Source organism: Embleya sp. NPDC005575, assembly GCF_040605455.1.
GTDB lineage: Bacteria > Actinomycetota > Actinomycetes > Streptomycetales > Streptomycetaceae > Embleya.
In genome coordinates this window covers 35,186-52,918 of sequence record NZ_JBEXCV010000052.1, presented here as the reverse complement: position 1 = coordinate 52,918, position 17,733 = coordinate 35,186, and the positions used below count along the sequence as shown (strand labels likewise).

Annotated in this window: 13 protein-coding genes; 5 read left to right on the top strand and 8 right to left on the bottom strand. The window is 72.3% G+C overall.

The window, feature by feature from the left end:
• A partial coding sequence (locus tag ABZS54_RS19350; RefSeq protein ID WP_355537060.1) for a BTAD domain-containing putative transcriptional regulator occupies positions 1-578 on the bottom strand: 578 nt, incomplete at its 3' end.
• Positions 579-744: 166 nt separating this feature from the next.
• Between ABZS54_RS19350 and ABZS54_RS19345 the strand changes: the two genes are divergently transcribed.
• Complete coding sequence (locus ABZS54_RS19345; RefSeq protein WP_355537057.1) at positions 745-1,422, top strand: hemerythrin domain-containing protein; 678 nt, start codon at positions 745-747, stop codon at positions 1,420-1,422.
• A gap of 411 nt (positions 1,423-1,833) precedes the next feature.
• Complete coding sequence (locus ABZS54_RS19340; protein WP_355537054.1) at positions 1,834-2,379, top strand: YbaK/EbsC family protein; 546 nt, start codon at positions 1,834-1,836, stop codon at positions 2,377-2,379.
• Between the two features lie 53 nt (positions 2,380-2,432).
• Here ABZS54_RS19340 and ABZS54_RS19335 read toward each other — a convergent pair whose 3' ends face one another.
• The 3 genes from ABZS54_RS19335 to ABZS54_RS19325 all read right to left on the bottom strand — a co-directional run bounded on the left by ABZS54_RS19335 (position 2,433) and on the right by ABZS54_RS19325 (position 7,469).
• On the bottom strand, positions 2,433-4,226 hold the full coding sequence (locus ABZS54_RS19335) for an amidohydrolase (protein ID WP_355537051.1): 1,794 nt from the start codon (positions 4,224-4,226) through the stop codon (positions 2,433-2,435).
• A gap of 213 nt (positions 4,227-4,439) precedes the next feature.
• Positions 4,440-6,269: an NAD-binding protein gene (locus ABZS54_RS19330; RefSeq protein WP_355537048.1), complete on the bottom strand. Its 1,830-nt coding sequence runs from the start codon at positions 6,267-6,269 to the stop codon at positions 4,440-4,442.
• A gap of 90 nt (positions 6,270-6,359) precedes the next feature.
• Entirely contained in the window at positions 6,360-7,469 is a 1,110-nt protein-coding gene (locus ABZS54_RS19325; RefSeq protein ID WP_355537045.1) for a glutamate--cysteine ligase, read from the bottom strand.
• Between the two features lie 356 nt (positions 7,470-7,825).
• On the opposite strand from ABZS54_RS19325, the gene ABZS54_RS19320 reads away from it, so the two are divergent.
• Positions 7,826-12,469, top strand: coding sequence for a hypothetical protein (locus ABZS54_RS19320; RefSeq protein ID WP_355537042.1), 4,644 nt, complete (start codon positions 7,826-7,828; stop codon positions 12,467-12,469).
• A gap of 154 nt (positions 12,470-12,623) precedes the next feature.
• On the top strand, positions 12,624-13,574 hold the full coding sequence (gene ligD, locus ABZS54_RS19315; protein ID WP_355537039.1) for a non-homologous end-joining DNA ligase: 951 nt from the start codon (positions 12,624-12,626) through the stop codon (positions 13,572-13,574).
• Positions 13,575-13,755: 181 nt separating this feature from the next.
• Here the strand turns inward: ligD (ABZS54_RS19315) and ligD (ABZS54_RS19310) are convergent, their stop codons facing one another.
• The 4 genes from ligD (ABZS54_RS19310) to ABZS54_RS19295 form a co-directional block, all read right to left on the bottom strand.
• Positions 13,756-14,637, bottom strand: coding sequence for a non-homologous end-joining DNA ligase (gene ligD / locus ABZS54_RS19310; RefSeq protein ID WP_355537037.1), 882 nt, complete (start codon positions 14,635-14,637; stop codon positions 13,756-13,758).
• 73 nt (positions 14,638-14,710) lie between these two features.
• Positions 14,711-14,989 (bottom strand): hypothetical protein, encoded by a 279-nt coding sequence (locus ABZS54_RS19305; protein WP_355537034.1) that lies wholly within the window; start codon positions 14,987-14,989, stop codon positions 14,711-14,713.
• A gap of 258 nt (positions 14,990-15,247) precedes the next feature.
• A complete protein-coding gene (locus ABZS54_RS19300) occupies positions 15,248-15,418 on the bottom strand; it encodes a DUF5670 family protein (protein WP_355537031.1) in 171 nt (56 codons plus the stop codon).
• A 64-nt stretch (positions 15,419-15,482) separates the two neighbouring features.
• The gene (locus tag ABZS54_RS19295) at positions 15,483-16,970 is read right to left on the bottom strand and encodes an aminotransferase class V-fold PLP-dependent enzyme (RefSeq protein WP_355537028.1); all 1,488 of its coding nucleotides are present in this window, start codon (positions 16,968-16,970) and stop codon (positions 15,483-15,485) included.
• A 149-nt stretch (positions 16,971-17,119) separates the two neighbouring features.
• Between ABZS54_RS19295 and ABZS54_RS19290 the strand changes: the two genes are divergently transcribed.
• Complete coding sequence (locus ABZS54_RS19290; protein WP_355537025.1) at positions 17,120-17,665, top strand: GNAT family N-acetyltransferase; 546 nt, start codon at positions 17,120-17,122, stop codon at positions 17,663-17,665.
• Positions 17,666-17,733 lie beyond the last annotated feature (68 nt).

Genomic DNA, 17,733 nt, shown 5'->3' with positions numbered 1-17,733 from the left:
GCCTCGCGGGTGAGCCGTTCGGCGTCCGCCGCCGCGCCCGCAGCGGCGCCCGAGCGCAGGCCGGCGGCGATGTGCAATTCGCGTGCGCTCAGGTGCAGTTCGCTCAGCCGGGCAGCCTCCGCGAGGGCCCACGGTTCGTCCGAGGCGGCGGCGAACGCCGGACCGCGCCACAGCGCCAGCGCCGCCTCGACCAGGGTTCGAGCCCGGGCCGGGTCGGTCTCGGCCTGCTCCCGCGCGCTCCGGAGCAGCCGTTCGAAGCGCCACGCGTCCACCGCGTCGTCCGGCAGTCGCAGCGCGTAGCCGGGCGCCGCGCTGACCAGGATCGTGGCCGGGGACCGCCGCGGCCGGCCCGGTTCGAGCAGGCGACGCAGGTTGGACACGTACGCCTGTAGGGACGTGACCGCCTGTGCGGGCGGTTCGCCGCGCCACAGGTCCTCGATCATCCGATCGATCGATACGACCCGCCCGCGGGCGGCCACCAAAAGCGCGAGTACCGCGCGCTGGCGCGGACCGCCCAGCGGGACGGTCATGTCGTCCACATCGGCCTCGAACGGGCCGAGCACACGCAGGTACACCATCTCTCCCCTACCCGGTTCCGGCGACCCGATCATCGACGAGCCGCTCGCCGGACAACCCCGTCGAGCGGCTCCATGTTCCTTCCAGGATTCCTCCAAGACGCCGGGACCAGGCTATGAGCATGCCCAGCGACACCAGGTCGAGGGCCCACCGAAGGGATCACACACCATGACCGCCTCGTCCTCCTCCCCCGTCTCCCCCGCCTCGGCCGGCTTCGACACCCGGGAAATGGTGATCATCCACCGCGGGCTGCGCCGCGAATCGCGCCTGCTGATCGAGCTGATCGCCGCCGTCGAGCCGGGCGACACCGCCCGGGCCAAGGTGCTCGCCGACCACTTCGACCTGTACCGGTTGGGCCTGCACGGCCACCACACCGGCGAGGACGAGCTGCTCTGGCCGCCGCTGCTGGCGCGGGTCGACCTGGAGGCCGACCTCGTGTTGCGAATGGAGGCCCAGCACGAGCGGGTGGCCGGCTCGCTGGCCGCCGCCGAGAACCTGGTCGCGGCATGGGCATCGAGTGCCGGGGGCGCCGAGCGCGACACGCTGGTCGCGGCGCTGGCCGAGCACCGGGCGGCGCTGGTCGAGCACCTCGACGAGGAGGAGGCCGAGTTGCTCCCGCTCGCCCAGCGGCTGCTCACCGCGCAGGAGTGGAAGGCGATGGGCGACCACTTCGTGGAAACCACGCCCAAGCCGCAGATCCTGCTTCTGCTGGGCGTGGTGCTGGAGGACGCGGACGCCGCCGAGCGGGCCACGATGCTCGGTTCGCTTCCGCTCCAGGCCCGACTGATCTGGCACCTGGTCGGCCGCCCGATGTACGCGCGCACCGTCCGCCGCGTCCGGGGGTGAACGGGCCGGTTCGCCACGCGGATCGTGCGCGGTCGTGCCGCCGGCGACCCGACCGCGACGGCCCCCGCATGGCGGTGAACGGCCATGGCGGCAAACGGCCCCGGGGCCGACAGGCCCGGAAAGCCGGCCCGGATGCGAACGGGGCCGAGCGCACCGCACCGCCTACCGGGCGCCGAGACCGCGCCGGAAGCAAATCCCGCCCGCCGGCCGTGTCCGACAGGAGCCGGGGTCCCGGTCCAGCCGCCCGACACGAAGCCGAGGCCCAGCGCTCATCCGGCCGGATCACGGAGCCGACATCGAGCGGCCCACCCACCAGGACACGAAGCGCACACCCGCCGACCCGCACACCCCTCGCGAGGCCCACTCCCGTGCGCTCGCGCAAAAGTGCGGCCGATTGGGTTGGATGGCCCCATGTCCACCGCACTTGCCGTTCATCCCGCCCTGTCCCACCCCGAGTTGCTGGCCGAGCCCGTGGCCCGTGCCCTGGCCGGTTGGCCGGCCGAGTCCGCCGACCTGGTCGAGGTCGCCGCGATCGACCCCGAACTGGCCGACACCGCCGCGTTCTGCGCGCGCTACGACGTGGCCCCGGCCGACAGCGCGAACTGCGTGGTGATCGCCGCCAAGCGCGGCGGCACGGTCACCTACGCGGCATGTCTGATCACCGCCACCACCAGGGCCGACGTGAACGGCCTGGTCCGCCGACACCTCGATGCCCGCAAGGCGTCGTTCGCGCCGGTGGACACGGTGCTCGCCGCGACCGCGATGGAGTACGGCGGGATCACCCCGATCGGTCTGCCCGCCGACTGGCCGATCCTGATCGACGCCGCCGTCGCCGCTCACCCGCGCGTCGTGGTCGGTTCCGGAATCCGCGGCTCCAAGCTGTGGGTGCCCGGCCGGCTGTTGGCCGAACTTCCGGGCGCACAGGTCCTGCCCGACCTCGGCGTGCCGCTGACCTGACCGCCGGGTCGTCCTGCCCGCGCCGATCCGGCCCGGGCAGGACGCAAACGCCGTCAGCAGTGGTGCGTGAACAACTTCAATCCCACGCCCGAGGGCACCGGAACGGGCATCTCCTCGACGGGCGGGTGGATCGTACGGCCCGCCTTGATCGTCTCCTCGATGGTGATCTCCCCGATCGCCTCACCCGGTACCGTCGCCGGGTTCGCGCTCAGGATCACCAGGTCGGCCAGCTTGCCCACCTCGATGCTGCCCTTGTGCGCCTCCTCGCCGTACTGGTAGGCCGCGTTGATGGTGATCGACCGCACCGCGTCCGATCCCGACACGCAGTGATGCTTGCCGAGGGTCATCCCCTTCCGGGTCTTCCGGGTGACCTGGCTGGACAGGATCGCGAGCGAACTCGGCCGGGCCACCGGCGCGTCGTGGTGCGACGTGTAGACCATGCCGCGGGCCAGGGCCCACCCCGCGGGTGAGATCTCGACGGCGCGTTCTTCTCCGAGCACCGTCTCGTAGTACCAGTCACCCCAGTAGAACGTGTGCATCGAGAAGAACGACGGAATGATGCCCAGCCGGCGGAACTCCTCGATCTGGTCCTCACCCGCCGTCTGACAGTGGATACCGGTCGTGCGCCGATCGGCCGGCCTCGCCTCCTTGGTGGCGATCCGCACGCAGCGGATGAGTTGGGCGATCGCCTCGTCGCCGTTCACGTGCGCGATCACCTGCCAGCCGTGCGCGAAGCCCGCCCGGACCTGGTCGAGGGCGACCTCGTCCTCCAGCGCCGGGTAGCCGCAGTATTCCTTGTCCGGATCGCCCGGCGGGGTCTTGTACGGCTCACGCAGCCAAGCCGTCCGGCCCTGCGGGGAGCCGTCCAGGTTCAGCTTGATCCCGGCCGCTCGCAGGCCGTTCACGTACTCCGCGCTCGCCTCGACCAGATGGGGCGTCTTGATCGCCTCGGCCGCCTTCACGTAGACGACGACGTCCAGGGGCAGCGCCTTGGCCGCCGCGAGTGCCCGCAGGTCGCCCAGCACCGCCAGTTCCGCGGCGCCCTCCTGCACCGTGGTGAAGCCGTAGCTCGCCGCCGCCTTCAGGCCCTTGTCCAAAAATCGCGCCCGGTCCTGTTCGGCGATGCCCATGATCGCGCGACCGGAGGCGGGAAAGAACGCGGTCTCCTCCAGCACCCCGTCCGGCTCGCCGAACGGCAGCACCGACTCGTCACCGCGCCGGATCACCCCGCCCCCCGGGTCCTTCGTGGCGGCGCTGTACTCCAGGAGTTCCAGCCCCTTGCTGTTCACCGCACCCAGGTGGAACGACTGATGGATGGCCAGCACCGGCCGCTCGGTGGAGACCCGGTCCAGGTCCTCCCGGGTCGGATGCAGCTCGCCGTCCAGCAGCGCGTCGTCGTAGCCGAACCCGACGATCCACGCGGACCGCCGGCCGACCTCGCTGTCTGCGAACTCGCACAACTTGCGCACGATCGCGTCGACGTCCCCCACGTCGCCGTCCGGTTCGCCGAGCAGGTCGGCGACCGTCTCCTGGAGTCCGGTGCCGACCACGTGGCCGTGCGGGTCGATGAACCCCGGCAGCAGCGCCCGCCCGGCCAGGTCGTGCAGCCGGGTGGTGGGCCCCTGCCAGTGTGCGAGCGCCTCGTCAAGGTTGCCGACGAAGGTGATCCGGCCGTCCTTGACGGCGACCGCCTCGGGTCGCGGACCGGCCTCCCCCACGACCCCCTTCGGGCCGGGCCCACCCGCCACCGTCTCGATTTCGCCGCCGTGGAAGATCACGTCGGCCGTTTCGGCCCCGGATCCCGTACCCGCTTTCGCGCCCGCTTCCGGGGCGAATCCCTCGGACATCACCGCTCACCCTCTCCCTCGCTGCCTCGACGATCGTGTCGCTACGCAGTCTGTCGGCGACGGACCGTGACATCGAAGGTGAATTTCGGACATCTTGCGCTCACCGGGCCGACCGAGGGACGGACCGAGGTGTCGATCGACGGGCCGCCCGGGGAATCCGACGGCGGCTGCCGGCCGAGCCGCCGAACGACCGGGCGTCCACCAGGTGCGGCACTAACTCGTCGGCGTACTCCCGCGCTCCCCGCGCAACAACTCCGCGAGTCCCTGCCGGGTCGCCGCGACCACCACCCGGTCCGTCGGCTGCAGGACATAGCCGGCGTGCAGTTCCCACACCAGGTCGCGCTGCGGTGCCGCGTCCGCGCCCAGGTCGGCCCGACGCTCCGCCGGATCGGCCACGTCCAGTGCGAGCACCCGCCACATCCCGGCCCGAAACGATTCCGCCACCGTGCGGCCCTGCAGTTCCGGACGGGCCGCGACCTCGATCGCCGCGAACAACAACATTTCGCGCTCCACCGAGATCGCGCCCAGGATCTGCCGACCCATCACGGCGCCGGCGAAGGCCGGCGCGGAAAGCGAGGACACGCTGCGGCTGCGGGTGAGCGCGTTCGGATAGGACTCGCGCAGCGTCCCGTTCACCGTCCTGGCGAAGTCGTCGTCGAACAGCCGCAGCACCACCCGCAGTTGCGGATCGATCTCGCGGGCGTACAGGGCCGCCTCCAGGTTGATCGCGTCATCGCTGGTCAGTGCGAGCAGCGCCCGGCTCGCGCCGATGTGCGCGGCCTCCAGGACGCCCTCGCGGGTGACGTCGCCGATCACCACCGGCACCCGGCGCGCGTGCGCGCCGGCGATGCCCAGCGCCTGCGGGTCGCGTTCCACGCACACCACCCGGATACCCAGCTCGCACAGCCGATCCAGCACGCGCGTACCGATCTTGCCCAGGCCCAACAGCACCACGTGGTCGGCGATCGCGCGCGGCGGCGGGCGCTGGGTGGTCGCGGTCCGGAAGGTGCCCAGGCTCTCCAGCACCACCGCGAACAGCACCGGCAGCAGCGCCAATCCGGCGAGCCCGGACAACACCTGGACAATCTGGCGTCCGGTGCCCTCACCGAGCGCCGGATCGCCCATCCCGAAGACGTCCAGGATCGAGCGATAGGCGGCCCGCAGCGGTGGGTCCCGGGTGACCCACCAGGTCAGCCCGGCGAAGACGAAGAGCAGCGCGACCAGGGCGAGGATCGCGTAGCGCAACCGCCGCGGGAACAGCGTGGCCACCGGCAATCCCGGCGGCAGGTGGGGCCGGTTGACCGGCGTCGCGGGTCCCTCCTCCAGGCTGATCGTCTCCAGGACGGTACGGCCCCGCGTGGCCCCGCCGGCGGCCGCCGCGGCATCGTCCGGCAACAACTCCGGGCTGCCGCCCGCCCCCTCGGAGGCCAGCGCGAGCGTATACAGGTACGGCGCGGGGTCGCGCTCGTCGGCGGACCGCTCGGCCGCCCGCAGCAGCAGTCCGTCGGCCTGGACGACCTTGCCCGTACCGGCGATCGCGGCGGCGACCAGGGCCGGGGTGGCGGTGTCCGCGTCGGAGAGCACGGTCGTGGTCACCTCCCCGGCCGAGTCGTCGCCGACCCTGGCCGCGACCGCTCGGTCGAGCAGTTCCTGCAGATGCCGACCGAGCTTGCGGTTGTACAGCCGCACCACGAGCCGGATCCGCGGGTTGATCCGCCGGGCTCGCAACGCCGCGTGGATGTTGGCCCGGTCGTCGCGATAGACCAGCGCGAGCGCCGACGCACCCGACACGCCTGCCGAGCGCAGCGCGTCGTCGGTCGGCTCGGCGGCTTCGACCACGGACACCGAAAGTCCGCCGCCACGCGCCAGGTCCTCGATTTGTGGACCGTGGTTGCGGTGTACCGAAGGCAGCAGCACGGTCACGTGTTCCCCGTAGACGTGCGCGAGTTCGGACGACAGTCGCTGGGCGAGCGCGTCGTCGCCGCATACCACGAGGTGGCCGGCCCGAGGCGGAGGAGTCGGGTGATGCGCAGGAGTCGACACACCCCCACCCTGCCTCCCGGGCCCTTCCCCCGTCAGCCCCTTTCCACCCCTACTCCCCGGCCGAGCACAAACATCACGGCCGGCCGTCGGCTACCCGGCCGAGGTGTCCGAGATCAGCAGATCGAGCACACTCGGCAGCCCCCCGGCCACAAACGCCCCACGCTGCCGGTCGGCTCCCGTACCCTGCCGGATCAGCCGCTCGACCAGCGCCACCACCCGTGTGGTGTCCCCGAGTTCGTCCAGTGCCGGGGTGACGTGCGCGAGCAGTTCGCGGACCATGTCGCCCGCGTCGATCCGACGGGCCGTCCCCGCCGGCCCCACCGGCCCGAAAAGGTCCCCGTCCAGCCCGTCGCGAGCCGCCAACCAGCAGGCGGCGCGCAGCAGTTCCGAATCGGGTGCGGCGTACGGCGCCTTCTCGCCGTGCTGTTGCAGCGCGGTGACCACGAGCGCCCGGACCAGCCCGGCCAGCATCACCGCATCGTCCGCCCGCAGCTGCACGTCCGGGCAGCGGATCTCGATGGTGGGAAACCGCTCGGACAGCCGCACCTGCCAGTACAACTGACCTCGGTCCAGCATCACCCCCACCGCGAGCAGCGCGTCCACCCTCCGTTCGTACTCCTCCAGGTCGACGAACACCGGGGGTTGCCCTTCGACCGGCCAGCGTGCGTAGTGGATCGTGCGCCAACTCGCGAACCCGGTGTCCACCCCCTGCCAGAGCGGGGAGTTGGCTCCCATCGCGACGAGCACCGGCAACCACGGCCGGATCCGGTTGACGATCTGCACGCCCGTTTCCCGATCCGGTACCGCCACGTGCACGTGCATCCCGTGGATGAGTTGCACGTCGGCCAATCGCCGGGCGTTCTCGGCGATCGCGAGATAGCGCGGATGCTCGCTGATCTCCATCGGCTTCCCGTTGCCCGCGGGCGCGGTCCCGCAGGCGACCAGCCGGCAGCCGATCCGCTCGGCCGCCGCCGACAGTTCGTGCCGCATCCGATACAGGTGTCCGCCGATCTCGTCGAGCGAGGAACACACCGGGGTCGCCACCTCCAACTGCGCCTTCAGTAACTCGGGCTGCACGTCGCCGAGGTCGAGCCCGGGCCGCAGACTCACCTCGGCCCGGACCCGCTCGGCCGCCGGTACCGGCAGTCCGCTGACCGGGTCCACGAGCAGGTACTCCTCCTCGACACCCAGGGTGGTCATCACCGAACCGTCCTTTCGAGCGGGCGAACCCGCCGGGCAGGGCCTCCGCCTGGACATGACGCGTCCGGGGCCGGTGTGCGCCACTACCGTGCCCACTCACCCACCGGCCCCGGGAATGCCCCGGAACCCCACCAGGCGTGACACATCGCGACGCAGTACGTGCTCGACCAAGATCCGGACAGGCCGCACTGCTTGGGAGGACTCGCTCGGTTGTACCCGTAACCACCGCAGGTCGACACGTCGACCCGGGGTCGCGTCCGGGCAAGGCCGCCTCCCTCCGGGGCCGGAACACCCGATGTCCGTGCATTGTGGTGGGGTGTAACCCGCAAGTGGAACGGGCGAGTACGGGGTGAGTGGTGTCGGTACAGGTCGCGAACAAGGCTCTTCTGGTCGGACTGCTGTTCGAGGGCGCCGCGGTCGGCGATTTCGGCCGGGTCCGCCATCGCATCGGCGACGACGTGATCGGCGCGCTCCTCGGCGACCGGAAGCCGTCGCCGAACCTGCGCGCGCTCGCCGCACGCGATCCCGACCCGTGGGTGCGCCGCACCCTCGCGCACAACGGGACCGTGCTCACGCCGGCCGACCTCGCCGCGCTGCTCGAACAACCGGACCCGGTGGTCGACCGGATCGTCTACGCACATCCCGAGGCCACCGCCTGGATGCGCCGGGTCGTACTCGCCCCCGGCCGCTACCCCGAGACGCCGCATCCGTTGACCGCGCTGCACGAGGAATTGCTCACACAGCCCACGGAGGGGGATCAACCGCGCCGGCTGGGCGCCGCCGTGGTCGCCGAACGGCCGGACCTGGTCGCGCACGCGCTTCGGGTATGCGCCGGCGCGCTGACCGCCGCCGAGGAACTGCGCGGCCTGCTGTCGCTGAGCCGCCACGGCGGCGCCGACCTGCTGCCCGAGGCGCTGCGACACGTACGGCCCGAGGTGGCCGCGCTCGCCGCCGGGCCGGCCGAGGCAACCGGAGCAGGCGAGGCGACCGAAGCACTCTGCGCCCTGGCCGCCGCGGTGGCCGAGGCCGAGGGCCCCGCCGGGCTGATCGCCGAACTGCGCTCCGGCATACATCCCTCCACCTGGCGTCGGGGGATCGACTGGGCCGCGCTGCGGGTCGAGCAGCGGCGCGAGCCGCTGCCGGAGGCGGCCGCCGTGCTGCTGTCCGCCGACCCGGACTGCCCCGAGGACCTGCTGGTCGCGCTGTACACGGCGCATCCGACGACGGTGGGCCCGGTGGCCCGGCCGACGCTCGCGGTGTTGCGGGCCGCGATCGGCACCCCCAAGCACCCCGCGCTGGCCCGAATCGCGGCGCTTACCCGCGACCTGGCCCAGCCCGCCGACCTGGCCAGGGTGCTGTACGAGGTGACTCCCGCCCGGACCGCGGTCGCCACGTTGGTCGAACTTCCGGAGTGTGCCGAGCTGCGCGAGTTGTTGCACCGACACCTGGGCGCCCGAGCCGACCGCTGGAACACCCTGCGTGCGGTGCTGCCCCGACACCGTGACGCGCTGCCGGCCCTGCTGGCGGGCATCGAGGCGGGCACCGTCACCGGTCCGCCGGAGCGGGTCGGCGGCCCGCCGCCGACTCTGACCAAGCCGTTCCGGCACCTGCTGGCCTGTGCCGACCCGGACGACCTGCGGGAGTTGTTGCCCGACCTGCCCGACGGCCTGGTGCGCGACCTGCTCTCCAGCGGCTCGCTCCCGCGGCACGTGCACGAGGCGGCGATCACCTCGACCGACCCGCGCGCGTGGGAGGCGATGGCCCGCAACATCGGCCTGGACATCCGCGAACTCGCCCGCCTGGTCGCCAAGCAGGTCCCGGCGGTGGACGCCGCCGCCTATCTCGGCATGCGCTCGACCCCGTCGTTGCGCCGCACCATCGCCCGACGCTCTCCCCTGGACCCGAGCCTGCGCAGCGAGTTGCTCACGCACGGCGACCGGCGCACCCTGCTTCCGCTGGTGGCGAGCGGCGAACCGGAACTGGCCGCGCGAGCCCTGTCGTTCGGCTGCCGCAAGGTCGCCCAGCAGTACGCCTACGTCAAGGTGTGGGAGCGGCACGGCCCGGACGGCGTACGCGCGCTCCTGGACTGCACCGGGGCCGGCACCGCGGCACAGGTCCGCAAGCGGGTGGAGGCCGCGCTCAGGGCCGAGGACGGCCTGGCCGACCTGCGCGCGAGCGGCGAACCGTACGACGACCCGGCCACGTTGCCGCACCGCTTCCAGACCCGGACCAGCCGCACCACCGTGCGCGACCTGGTGCACGAGCCGTACGTGCACGACTTCCCGCTGCTGATGGCGGCCAACCGCGAGGAACCGTTCGCCTACGAGGCGATCGACGACCTGATCCGGCACGAGGACGCCACCGACGAGGATCGTGCGCGGTTGCGCCTGGTACTGGTCAACGCCCAACGCACTTACGCGCGCCGGTCGATCGACACCCCGCCGCTGGAGTGGCTGCGCTCCGAGCCCTTCAACCGTGACGAGGACTGGGTGAACCAGGCGGTGGAGCACGGCCTGCTCGATCCGGTCCGATTGATCGACGTGGCCCATCCGGCGCAGGCCGTGGTCCTGTCCGCGCACGCGCTGAACCCGGGGACCGTGCTGGCTCCGATGCGGGCCCGGCTGGCCGAGCTGACCCGGGAGCATCTCGCGGGCCACACCGAGGCGTTGGCCGTCGCGGTCGGTCTGGTCGACGGCTTCACCGCGTCGCTGGCCGAGCTGATCGTGCTGGCCGGACAAGCCGCGGGTCCGCGGCCCGGGGCCGAGGAGTTGGCCCGTGTGGACGCCGCCGCGCTGGAGGTCGCGCGGCGCGAGGCGGCCGAGACCGCGAACACCGAGCAGGTGTCCGCGCCCGCGCCGACGGTCCGGCGCCGCAATGCGGGCCGGGCCGCCGAGTACGATCGCACGTCCCGGCTGGTGGCGGTGCATCTGCTGCGCACGATGACGGCGGGTTCGAGCCCGGAACCCGGGCCGGATCGCGTTCCGGTGCCGGAGGATCCGAGCGTGCTCGCGGCGCTGGCGTCGGTGCGGATCAGCGACGCGCCGGGCTACGAATTCCCGAGTTGGCTCTACGAGGCGTGCTTCGGCAGCGCTTCGGTGCAGCCGCGGGTGGCCCTGGGGCGCCGGGTGTTCGACGAGTCGGTGGCCAACGACCTGATCGACCTCGGCGAGCCCGAGGTGTTGGCGGCGATGGCCGAGAACAAGGACCTGGAGGAGCCGACGAGGGATCGACTCGCCTCGATCCTGGCCGGCACCCCGGCCGAACGCCCGGACCGGTACCCGACGAAGGACACCTGGCCGGGCCCGACCCAGCCGGGTTCGTACCTGCGCTGGATCCGCGAGTACTACGACGAGACGCGGGGCGGCGGCGACTTCCTGGCCGAGGGCGCCTACCGGCACGGCCTGGTCGGTCCGACCGAGGTGCTCGGTGTACTGCCCGCGCGGGCGCTGACCCCGTTGCCCAGGAAGTGGCGGTCGAGGGTCCTCGCGGGGCCGCTGAACCGGGCGACCGAGGCGCTGGTCGCCGAGCGGCTGGGCGTCGACCCGGACCGATGGTTGGCCGCGCTGATCGCGATGGGCTCGGTCGGCGACCGCTCGTTGCCCGAACTCCTGGACGCGATAACGGAGTCGGGGGCCGACGGCGATGGCGATTGGCAGCGCGTCGAGTCGCCGATCACCATCGAGTTCGCCGCGGCACACGCGAACACGTGGCGGATTCGCCGGGGTTGGCGGTGGCCGGCCGGCGACCTGCTGCTGCGCGCGTCGCCCGAGGCGCTCGCGGTGGTGCTGCCTCGCCTGGGCGAGCACGCCTACCCCACGCTGTGGGCGTACGAGCGCCATGTCGAGCACACGTCGCGCGCGTTGGACGAGTACCCGTTCCTGGCGAACGACCGGGCCGCGCTGCGGATCATGGCGGCCTGGCGTCGCGACGCCGAAGTCCGGGCCCGGCTGTTGCGGCTGGACGACCCGGAGTTGAACGCGGACCTGTACGGGGCGCCGCTGGTGCGCGAGGACGTCGCGATGCGCCGAGCGGTGTTGTCCCGGGTGCCGCAGGGTCGGCCCGCGAATGGGCCGGCGGATCTGCTCGCGCTGGATCCGGCGCTGCGCGAGCGGTTGTCGGCCGACAATCGGCCCACCGGGTCGGTGTTGCCGGCGCTGCGGATCAAGGTCGAGGCGGCCGACCCGGAGCTGATCGAGCACGCGTTGCGCCAGTTGGGCAAGAAGGCCTCGCTGCTGGACCGACTCTGGGGCCTGCGGGGCCTGTTGCGGTATGGGGGCGCGGCGCGCATCGGCGAGCTGGTCGAGCAGGGCGTGCTCGGCGCGACCGCCGGCCGGGTGGTGGTCAAGGCACTCGCGACGGCAGATCCGGACGCGGCACTGACCGAGCGGATCGACCGCGAGCGGGCCGGCGACAAACTGGTGGCCAAGCTGCGCAGGTGCTTCGGGACGACCGAGACCGACGAGGTGCTCGACCTGCCGTATCTGCGCGACTGGGACCTGATCCTCACCGAGCACGAGCGGGAGCCGTTCCCGATCGAGGTGCTGAACCGACTCGTACTCCAGCCGGATTCGCCCGCGCGGCTGCTCGAACTGGGGCCGGTGTACCACCGGGTGGCCCTCAACGCCGCGACTCTGGACGCCGACCACGCGCGTGCCTCGGTCGCCTTCGGGAACAGCGTCCTGGGCGACGCCGTCTGGTACACCCACCTGGACAACCTGGTCATGGCCGGCCTGCTGACCGGCCACGACCTGGTGCACGTCGCCCGGGGCGCCGGCTCGGTGCTGCGCTGGATCGCCGAGGCCGCCCATCGCATCGGCGTCGAACCGCGCATCCGCGCGGCCGCGACCGAGGCCCAGGCGGAGATCGCCGCCCTGCTCGAAACCCACCCGGCCACCGACCCGACCGGTTGGGACCGGGTCTTCGCCGCCCTCGCGGGCTGCGACCCCACGTGGTCCCCGGAGTCCCCGGGCTCCACCATCGAGTCCCTGCTGACCCGCTGAGCACGCACCCGCCATCCACAGATCGGTGGATGGCGGGCGCCCGTCCGGGTCCGGTCCGGCGGATCGCGGCGGGGCCGCCCGGCATATCGCACGGACCTGGACCGTTCGGGGGACCGGGCGTGTAGTCGGCGGCTGCGGCGACCACGTTCACCCCATGGCCGATCTGCCGGTGTATCCGCCCATGCTCGCCACCGCGGGCGCGCTGCCGCCGGCCACCCAGGACGATCGCTGGGCGTACGAGACGAAGCTGGACGGTCAGCGATGTGTCGGCTACCTCCCGGGTGACGGCACGGTGGTGTTGCGCTCGCGCTCGGGAGCGGACATCACCGCGGCCTATCCGGAGTTGCACGCGCTGCGCACGGTGCTCGGTACCCGCTCGGCGGTGCTGGACGGCGAGGTGGTCGCCCTGGACGAGCACGGGCACAGCAACTTCCAGCGCCTGCAGTCCCGGATGGGGTTGGCCGACCACCCGGGCGAGGCGGCTCGGATGCGCGATCGGGTACCCGTCCGGCTGCTGCTGTTCGACGTGCTGTTCCTGGCCGGCAGGTCGCTGATCCGCCACCCGTACGCGGATCGGCGCCGGGTGCTCGACGGGCTCGATCTGCGCGGCCCGCACTGGTCGACGCCGGCCGCACTGGTCGGTCACGGCGAGGCGGCCCTGGCTGCGACCCGGGCGGAGGGCCTGGAAGGGCTGGTCTGCAAGCGCCTGGACTCGGTGTACACGCCCGGCGAGCGCTCGCCGAACTGGGTGAAGATCCGGCACGTGCACACCCTGGACGTGATCGTGGGCGGCTGGGTCCCCGGTCGCGGTCGGCTCACCGGGCTGCCCGGCGCTCTGCTGGTGGGGGTGCGCGAGGAGGGCGTGTTGCGCTACGTCGGCGCGGTGGGCACGGGCTTCGGCGACCGGGATCGGACCGTGCTCGGCGAGTTGCTTCGGGTATCCGCGATCGACACGTGCCCGTTCACGCCCCGGCCGCAGGTGGTCGACGCGCGCTGGGTGTTGCCGCGGTTGATCGGCGAGGTCCGCTACGCGACGCGCACCCGAGCGGGCCTGCTGCGCCATCCCTCCTGGCACCGGCTGCGCCCGGACCTGGCCGACGACTGAACGGCACCCGACCGGGCGGCCGTGCACGCGGCGCGAGCCCTGTGCTCCGTGCCCCCGGGCCCGGTAGTCCTACCCCCAGCGGGCCCTGCTCCCGATGCGCACCACGCCCCGTGAGCCCTGTGCCCCGGGACCGCTGTGCCCCGTGACCCCAGCGCCCGCTGAGCCCGGCGCCCAATGCGCCCTACGGCAGCCGGCCGGTGGTCTCGGCGGCGAGCAGCGGTGCGAACCCGTCGCCGTCCCGGGCCATCCGCTCCAGCACCTGCACCGGGCCGAAGACCAGGTCCGCGTCCGACTCGATCTCGGCCCAGGACACCGGTGCCGACACGGTCGGTTCGGACTGGGCGCGCAGTGTGTACGGCGCGGCGGTGGTCTTCGCGCTCGCGTTCTGGCTCCAGTCCACGAATACGTGGTCGGTGCGCAGGTTCTTGGCCATTCGGTGCACGACCAGTTCGGGCCGCTCCCGCTCCAGGCGCATCGCGAGCGCCTTGGCGTACCCGCTGACCGCCGCCTCCGATGTCGGCTCCAGGGCCGCGTACAGATGCAGCCCCTTGCTGCCCGAGGTCTTGGCCACGCAGGTCAGCCCGTCCGCCGCCAGCAGGTCGCGGGCCAGCAGCGCGACCCGACGACACTCGGACATACCCGTGCCCGGCCCGGGGTCCAGGTCGAGGACGAGCCGATCGTGGCGGTTCGGGTCGGCGCCCCACTGCGGTACATGGATCTCGATCGCGGCCAGGTTGGCCGCCCACATCAGGGCGGCCAACGAGTCGACGTCGACCTGATCCCTGTTCTCGTCCCGGCCGGCCACCGCGATCGTGCGCACCCAGTCGGGCGCACCGGGCGGCACGTGTTTGTTGTAGAAGCGGCTGCCGCCGTCCACGCCGTCCGGAAAGCGGACGAAGGTGGCCGGGCGTCCGGTGACGTGCGGGAGCAGGACCGGAGCGATTCTGGCGTAGTAGTCCAGCGCCTGGCCCTTGGTGTATCCGGTTCGCGGCCACCACACCTTGTCGAGGTGGGTGAGGGTCAGCGAACGTCCGTCGACTGTCGTGGCGATGCGGTCCGGCATACGGGGAGGATCCCCCGGCGCCGTGTTTCGATGCATGGGGTCGACCGATCGCCGGGTCGGCCTCGCGCGGAGATCAGTCGGTCGGGAAGGCCGCCATCCGCTCGTCCAGAGGCACCGGCTCCTCGGCGATGCCGTCCGCCGAACCGCTGGCGAACCGTGCGCACACTCCTCGGCAGGCGAAGGTCTGCCGATCCTCCACGTGTCCGACCGGCACCGCGTCGTGCGCGGGTCGGTCCGCTGCGGCCCGCAGGTCGCGGCCGCACATCGTGCAGGCCAGACCGTAGGTCATCTCGACCGTGGTCTCCGGTCGAGCGCTTCGGCGGTGTCCCGCGATCGAGTGCTGTGAGTACATGGGTTCGAATCCTCTGGTCGGTCTGGTGCGCGAATGTCCGGATCGCCGCAGACGACGCCGCCATGGATGACGGCATACGAGGTGCCCTCGGTCTCCCCAAAGTACTCCTACCGTTCCTCCGTCCAGACCCCTGCGCAAAATCGTTTCGACATCGCGTCGCGGCGGATTCGGCCGACCGGGCGACGACCGACTCCGGGCGCGGCGACGGGGCCCGTCGCGTGGACGGGCCCCGTCTCCGGTGGTTCGGCAACGCGTCGGCTACCAGCGATACCAACGCCCGCGACGACCACCCGCGCCGGCGCTGCGGAAGACGAACCCGAGGGCCCAGAGCACCAATACGATGACGGCTATCCACCAGAGGGCCTTGAGGGCGAATCCTGCACCGAACAGGATCAAAGCGAGCAAAAGCACTACAAGCAGCGGAATCATCTTGAACCACCTCCGCCCGGACGTCTGCCCGGGAAGCCGGGGTTCACGCGGTGCGATCGCAAAGTTATTCGACGGCGCCCGGGTCCGGCTCCCCCGGACGCGCCGGCGCACCCGCGCGCTGCTCCGCGGCCACCCGCGCGCCGATCTCCCGGACCACGTGCGCGAACAGTTCGACGTCCGCCGCGGTGGTCCGCCAGTTCACGATCGCCGGACGCAGCGCGACCCGGCCCTCGTACACGGTGGTGCCCGCGTACACCCGCCCGTCCTCGTTGAGTTCGGCGCCGAGCCGGCGGTTCAACTCGTCGAGCTCGGCCTCGCCGAGCGCGGCGTCGGGGCGATAGCGCAGGCAGACCACACACAGCCGTACCGGGGCCAGCAGTTCCAGATCCGGGGCCTGCTCGACCAGCGCGCCGAGGTGGTTCGCCAGGTCGTTGTGCCGCTCGATCATCGCCCGGTATCCGGCCCTGCCGTACGCGCGCAGCGTGGCCCAGATCGGCAACGCCCGTGCTCGACGCGAGGACTCCGGCCCGAGCGAGGAGTAGTTGAGGTGCGTGTCGCCGACGCCGGGCAGGTACGGGGCGTTCCACGCGCCGAACGCCCTGCCCATCAGCTCGGCGTCGCGCACGAAGGCGAAGCCGCTCTCGTAGGGCACGTTGAGCCACTTGTGTCCGTCGGAGGCCACCGAGTGCGCCCGTTCGACGCCCCGGACCAGGTGGCGCAGCCGCGGCGAGACGCCGGCGAACAGGCCGAACGCGCCGTCCACGTGCAGCCACGCACCGTAGCGCCGGGCCAGGTCGGCGAGCGCGTCGATCGGGTCGAAGTCGCCGGTGGCGACCTCCCCGGCAGTGGCGATGAGCACCGCGGGTCCGTCGATCTCGATCAGCGCACGCTCCATCGCGTCGATGTCCACCCGGCCCGCGTCGTCGCGCGCGCACACCCGCAGCGTGTCCCGCCCGCAGCCCAGGATCTGCAGCGCCTTGCGGTTGCTGGGATGCACGTATCCGCTCGCCAGCACCGGCATGGTCGCCAGTCCGGCGAGCCCGTCGGCGCTCACGTCCACACCATGCCGCGCGGCCCACCAGTGGCGGGCGCAGGTGAGCGCGGTGAGATTGGCGAGGGTGGCGCTGGGGGTGAGCACGCCGCCGTACGCGTCGGGCAGCCCGAACAGGTCCTTGAGCCAGCCGAGCACCACCGTCTCGGTCTCGGTCGCCAGCGGCGACGCGGCCCACAGACCGCCCGACTGGTCCAGCAGCGCGGTGATCCAGTCGCCGGCCTGGGCGGCGGGCGTGGCGCCGCCGACGACGAAGTGGAAGAACCGCGGGCCCGAGGACTGCATCGCGGCGCGAGTGCCGACGTCGAGCAGTTCCTCGACACTGGCCAGCGTGCCGTCGCCGCGCTCGGGCAGTGGTCCGCCCAGCCGGTCGAAGAGCACGTCGGCGGCCGGATCCCGGACCGGCAGATCGGGAAGCGCCTCCAGATAGGGCCCGGCGGCCTTGGCCACCAGGTCGAGGGCGGGCCGGGCGAGGTCGCGTTCGTGGAGGGGGTCAGCCATACCGGCAGGGGACCATGCGAATCCGATCCGCGTCGAGTATTTCCTTACCGGGAAGGGTCGTTGACGGATCATCAGGGCGGCGGAGCGTGGGCGTGCGCGGCGCGGGGAAGATCCGCTCCGGGGGGCGATGACCTCTATCTGGAGGAAGCGTGGCAACCGACATCGAGCGGACCCATCACCGAGGCGGCGACCTCGACGAGATCCGGCAGATGCTGCTCGACATCTATGCCGAGGTGTACGCGGCGGACCTGGACCGCCCCTTCCACTCGGTGCACAGCTTCGCGGAGCGGTTGGCCGGTTACGCCGCCGCGCCGGGCTTCGAGTGCGTCGTGGGCTGGAGCCGGGACATCGCGGTGGGCTACGCGTTCGGCTACACGCTCCAGGCCGGTGCGCGCTGGTGGATCGGGCTGACCGATCCGGTGCCCGCGGTGGACATCGAGGAGGACGGCCGGCGCACGTTCGCGCTCAACGAGCTGATGGTCCGCGAACCGTGGCGCGGTTCGGGCGCGGCCCGCACCATTCACGACACGCTGCTGGCGGCCCGTACCGAGCAGCGGGTGACCCTGCTGGTGGATCCGACCCACCCGAAGGTCCTTGCGCTCTACGAACGGTGGGGCTACCGGGTGCTCGGCGGTCTGCGTCCGGCCTGGCCGGACGCGCCGTTGCTCACGGTGTTGCTGCTCGATCGAAGCTGACCGGCGTCCCGGCACCCTGCGCGAGCACCGGCCGGCCGGCGAGAAGCTTGCCTCTGTTTAGTTTCAGC

What these genes read in the sequence shown, in the direction of transcription:
- ABZS54_RS19345 (WP_355537057.1), top strand. Translation starts at nt 745, where the DNA reads ATGACCGCCTCGTCCTCCTCCCCCGTCTCCCCCGCCTCGGCCGGCTTC.
- ABZS54_RS19340 (WP_355537054.1), top strand. Translation starts at nt 1,834, where the DNA reads ATGTCCACCGCACTTGCCGTTCATCCCGCCCTGTCCCACCCCGAGTTG.
- ABZS54_RS19335 (WP_355537051.1), bottom strand. Translation starts at nt 4,226, where the DNA reads ATGTCCGAGGGATTCGCCCCGGAAGCGGGCGCGAAAGCGGGTACGGGA.
- ABZS54_RS19325 (WP_355537045.1), bottom strand. Translation starts at nt 7,469, where the DNA reads ATGACCACCCTGGGTGTCGAGGAGGAGTACCTGCTCGTGGACCCGGTC.
- ligD (WP_355537039.1), top strand. Translation starts at nt 12,624, where the DNA reads ATGGCCGATCTGCCGGTGTATCCGCCCATGCTCGCCACCGCGGGCGCG.
- ligD (WP_355537037.1), bottom strand. Translation starts at nt 14,637, where the DNA reads ATGCCGGACCGCATCGCCACGACAGTCGACGGACGTTCGCTGACCCTC.
- ABZS54_RS19305 (WP_355537034.1), bottom strand. Translation starts at nt 14,989, where the DNA reads ATGTACTCACAGCACTCGATCGCGGGACACCGCCGAAGCGCTCGACCG.
- ABZS54_RS19300 (WP_355537031.1), bottom strand. Translation starts at nt 15,418, where the DNA reads ATGATTCCGCTGCTTGTAGTGCTTTTGCTCGCTTTGATCCTGTTCGGT.
- ABZS54_RS19295 (WP_355537028.1), bottom strand. Translation starts at nt 16,970, where the DNA reads ATGGCTGACCCCCTCCACGAACGCGACCTCGCCCGGCCCGCCCTCGAC.